2 protein-coding genes are annotated in these 4,458 nt (G+C 73.1%); both read left to right on the plus strand.

The genetic code is table 11. The annotated features are described in order from the left end of the window. Positions 1–552: 552 nt before the first annotated feature. Positions 553–1,914 (plus strand): gamma-glutamylpolyamine synthetase GlnA2, encoded by a 1,362-nt coding sequence (gene glnA2, locus AXW62_RS33675; protein WP_030825528.1) that lies wholly within the window; start codon positions 553–555, stop codon positions 1,912–1,914. A gap of 284 nt (positions 1,915–2,198) precedes the next feature. Continuing rightward, positions 2,199–4,458: bifunctional [glutamine synthetase] adenylyltransferase/[glutamine synthetase]-adenylyl-L-tyrosine phosphorylase (locus AXW62_RS33680; protein WP_060947810.1), on the plus strand; the 2,260-nt coding region annotated here is incomplete at its 3' end.

Consider the following 4,458-nt stretch of genomic DNA (forward strand, 5'->3'; position numbering starts at 1 on the left):
GTCCGGGTCGGCGCGCCCGCCGCCGTGGGCACCGTGGCCGGGGGAGCCGCAGGCCGTGAGCAGACCGCTGCCCGCGGCGGCGATGCCCGTGCCGAGCACGGCACGGCGAGTCTTTTCGTGCATGAGTCGGTACCCCAATGCTGATGTGTGCCGTATGCGGGAGGGGTCGGCGCGTCCACCGCGCCGCCGGGAGGGCGGGCGGCCGACGCGCCGCTCTATGCACCGCATCGGCGACCGGCTGAGGGGTGAGGGGCTCCGGTGCACCGCCGTCTCCATCTGACCGTTTGATCATCATCTGACCGTTTGATCATCGTGATAATCGGCACCCTACCCCCAAGGGGTATCGACCTCCCGCAGGCGCGACGACGGGCGCGGAACGCTCGGGCCCGGACCGGCCGCCTGAAAGTACGATGCACACATCGTGGTGCGGAGCAGGGGCGGACCGGAGCGACCGGACGAAACCTCGGTGAAATCCCGCCGCGTGATACTGGGGCTGCGGAAGGTGCCCCGCGCCCGCGCAATGAGCCGTTTGACCTGCAAGGATAGGGGACCATGGATAAGCAGCAGGAGTTCGTGCTCCGCACGCTCGAAGAGCGCGACATCCGGTTCGTGCGGCTGTGGTTCACCGACGTGCTCGGCTTTCTGAAGTCCGTCGCCGTCGCACCCGCCGAACTCGAGGGCGCCTTCGACGAGGGCATCGGATTCGATGGCTCGGCGATCGAGGGCTTCGCCCGTGTCTACGAGTCCGACATGATCGCCAAGCCGGACCCCGGGACGTTCCAGATCCTGCCCTGGCGCGCCGAGGCCCCGGGGACCGCCCGGATGTTCTGCGACATCCTGATGCCGGACGGCTCACCGTCCTTCGCCGACCCGCGCTACGTCCTCAAGCGCATCCTGGCCAAGACCTCCGACCTCGGCTTCACCTTCTACACCCACCCCGAGATCGAGTTCTTCCTGCTCAAGCAGAAGCCGATGGACGGCACCCGCCCGGTGCCCGCCGACTCCTCCGGCTACTTCGACCACACCCCGCAGAACATCGGCATGGACTTCCGCCGCCAGGCGATCACCATGCTCGAATCGATGGGCATCTCGGTCGAGTTCTCCCACCACGAGGGCGCCCCCGGCCAGCAGGAGATCGACCTGCGCTACGCCGACGCGCTCTCCACCGCCGACAACATCATGACCTTCCGCCTGGTCATGAAGCAGGTCGCGCTGGAGCAGGGGGTGCAGGCCACGTTCATGCCCAAGCCGTTCTCCGAATACCCCGGCTCGGGCATGCACACCCACCTCTCCCTCTTCGAGGGCGACCGGAACGCCTTCTACGAGTCCGGTGCCGAGTTCCAGCTCTCCAAGGTGGGCCGCTCCTTCATCGCGGGGCTGCTCCGCCACGCCGGGGAGATCTCCGCCGTGACCAACCAGTGGGTCAACTCCTACAAGCGCATCTGGGGCGGCTCCAAGCGCACCGCCGGGGCGGGCGGCGAGGCCCCCTCCTACATCTGCTGGGGCCACAACAACCGCTCCGCGCTCGTCCGCGTCCCCCTCTACAAGCCCGGCAAGACCGGCTCCACCCGGGTCGAGGTCCGCTCCCTGGACTCCGGCGCCAACCCCTACCTGGCCTACGCGGTGCTGCTCTCGGCCGGGCTCAAGGGCATCGAGGGCGGCTACGAACTCCCGGCCGGTGCCGACGACGACGTCTGGGCCCTCTCCGACGCCGAGCGCCGCTCGCTCGGCATCGAGCCGCTGCCGCAGAACCTGGGCGAGGCGATCGACCTGATGGAGCGCAGCGAACTGGTCGCCGAGACGCTCGGGGAGCACGTCTTCGACTTCTTCCTGCGCAACAAGAAGCAGGAGTGGGAGGAGTACCGCTCCGAGGTCACCCCGTTCGAGCTGCGGAAGAACCTGCCGGTGCTGTAGGCCCCGGGTGCGTCCCCCGGGGGACCGGTGCTCCGGGCCGGCGTCATGGCGACGCCGGCCCGCGGCATGTGCCCGCTCCGGCGTCCCGCCCCGGCCGCCGGAGCGGAACCGGCGCCGAGCGGTCCCGCCGGACCGGCCGAGGGAGGCGCGGGGCTCCCCGGGACGTACTCGTCTAGGCTCGTCAGCGGGCCCGCCCCACCCGGGTCACCGCGCAGGTCACCGCGCACGTCACCGGGGTCGGGGCGGGTGGGCGGCGGCACGAGGAAGGCACGGGAGGCGGCGGGATGTCCGTACCGCAGGGACGCAGGAGCAGTAACGTCAGCCGGCTGCTGCGGCACGGTTTCACCGACGCCTCGGCCGCCCAGCGGCTGCTGGACGCGCCCGAGCTGTCCGCGGTGCGCAGCGACTCCGTGCTGCTGGAGGCGCTCGGCGCGACCGCCGACCCCGATCTGGCGCTGCGCGGGCTGGTACGGCTGGTCGAGGCGCTGCCCGAGGAGGAGAAGGGCGGCCCGGAGGAGGACGGCGGGCAGCGGGCCGGGTCCCGGCAGGCGCTGCTGGACACCCTCGTCACCGCCAAGCCGCTGCGCGACCGGCTGCTCGGTGTGCTCGGCGCCTCCGAGGCGCTCGGCGACCACCTGGTCCGCCATCCGCAGGACTGGCACGCCCTGGTGACCTACGAGTCGGCCGATCTGCATCCGACCACCCCCGAGTTCGAACAGGCCCTGGCCGAGGGGGTCTGGGGCCCGCCCGGGGCGGGGCTGCCCCGGGCCGACGCGCTGCGCGTCGCCTATCGCCGGGCGCTGCTGGCGATCGCGGCCCGCGATGTGTGCGGCACCACCGACATCACCCAGACGGCCGCCGAGCTGGCCGACCTGGCGACCGCGACGCTGCGGGCCGCGCTGGAGATCGCGGCCGAGGAACAGCCGCAGGACGCCGCCGCCTGCCGGCTCGCCGTGATCGGCATGGGCAAATGCGGCGGCCGTGAGCTCAACTACGTCTCCGACGTGGACGTGATCTTCGTGGCGGAGGCCGTGGAGGGCGTCCAGGAGGACGAGGCGGTGCGGGCCGCCACCCGGCTCGCCTCCCGGCTGATGCGCGTGTGCTCCGACGTCACGGTCGAGGGCACCATCTGGCCCGTCGACGCCAACCTCCGCCCCGAGGGGCGCAACGGCCCGCTGGTGCGGACCCTCTCCAGCCATCTGGCGTACTACCAGCGCTGGGCCAAGACCTGGGAGTTCCAGGCGCTGCTGAAGGCCCGTCCGGTCGCGGGCGACGGCGCGCTCGGCCAGGCGTACGTGGACGCCCTCGCGCCGATGGTCTGGCAGGCCGCCGAGCGCGAGAACTTCGTGCCCGACGTGCAGCAGATGCGCCGCCGGGTGGTCGAGAACATCCCCGCCGCCGAGGTCGAGCGCGAACTCAAGCTGGGCCCCGGGGGCCTGCGCGACGTCGAGTTCGCCGTACAGCTGCTCCAGTTGGTGCACGGGCGGTCCGACGAGTCGCTGCGCAGCGGCACCACGCTGGACGCGCTCGCGGCGCTGGCCGCGGGCGGCTACGTGGGACGCACCGACGCCGCCGCGCTGGACGCCGCGTACCGCTTCCTGCGCACCATGGAGCACCGCATCCAGCTCTACCGGCTGCGCCGCACCCATCTGATGCCCGAGGCGGAGGCCGATCAGCGCCGCCTCGGCCGGTCGCTGGGGTTCCGTACGGATCCGGTGTCCGAACTGGGCGCCGCGTGGCGGCGGCACGCCCGCGAGGTGCGGCGGCTGCACGAGAAGCTCTTCTACCGGCCGCTGCTGGACGCCGTCGCCCAGCTGGAACCCGGCGAGATCCGGCTCAGCTCCGAGGCGGCCGGGCAGCGCCTCACGGCCCTGGGCTACGCCGACCCGGCCGGAGCGCTGCGGCACCTGGAGGCCCTGGCGTCCGGGGTGAGCCGTAAGGCGGCGATCCAGCGGACGCTGCTGCCGGTGCTGCTGGGCTGGTTCGCCGACTCCGCCGACCCGGACGCCGGGCTGCTGGGCTTCCGCAAGGTCTCCGACGCGCTGGGCAAGACGCCCTGGTACCTGCGGCTGCTGCGCGACGAGGGCGCCGCCGCGGAGAACCTGGCCCGGGTGCTCTCCGCCGGTCGGCTCGCCCCCGATCTGCTGCTGCGCGCCCCCGAGGCGGTCGCCCTGCTCGGCGACCCCGGAGGGCTGCACCCGCGCGGCCGGGCCCATCTGGAGCAGGAGGTGCTGGCCGCGGTCGGCCGCGCGGACGGCGCCGAGCAGGCGGTGGCGGTGGCGCGCGGGGTGCGGCGGCGCGAGCTGTTCCGTACCGCGGCGGCGGACATCATCGAAAGCGCCCGGCTGGCAGGCGGCGAGGTGAGCCCGGCCGTGAGCTGGCCGCCGTCGGGCGAGCAGACCCCGGGCCGGTCCGCGCCGCCGTCCGCCGCCCCCGCGTCCAGGGGCGCGGAACTCCCCAGCGCCCTCCGGGAATCCGAACCCCATGTGCCGGCCCGGCCCGCCGTCCCCGCCGCCGAACCGCCCGTGGACACCGCGACATTGA

Origin of the sequence: Streptomyces hygroscopicus subsp. hygroscopicus, assembly GCF_001553455.1 — a bacterium.
In the GTDB taxonomy this organism is placed as follows: Bacteria; Actinomycetota; Actinomycetes; order Streptomycetales; family Streptomycetaceae; genus Streptomyces; species Streptomyces hygroscopicus.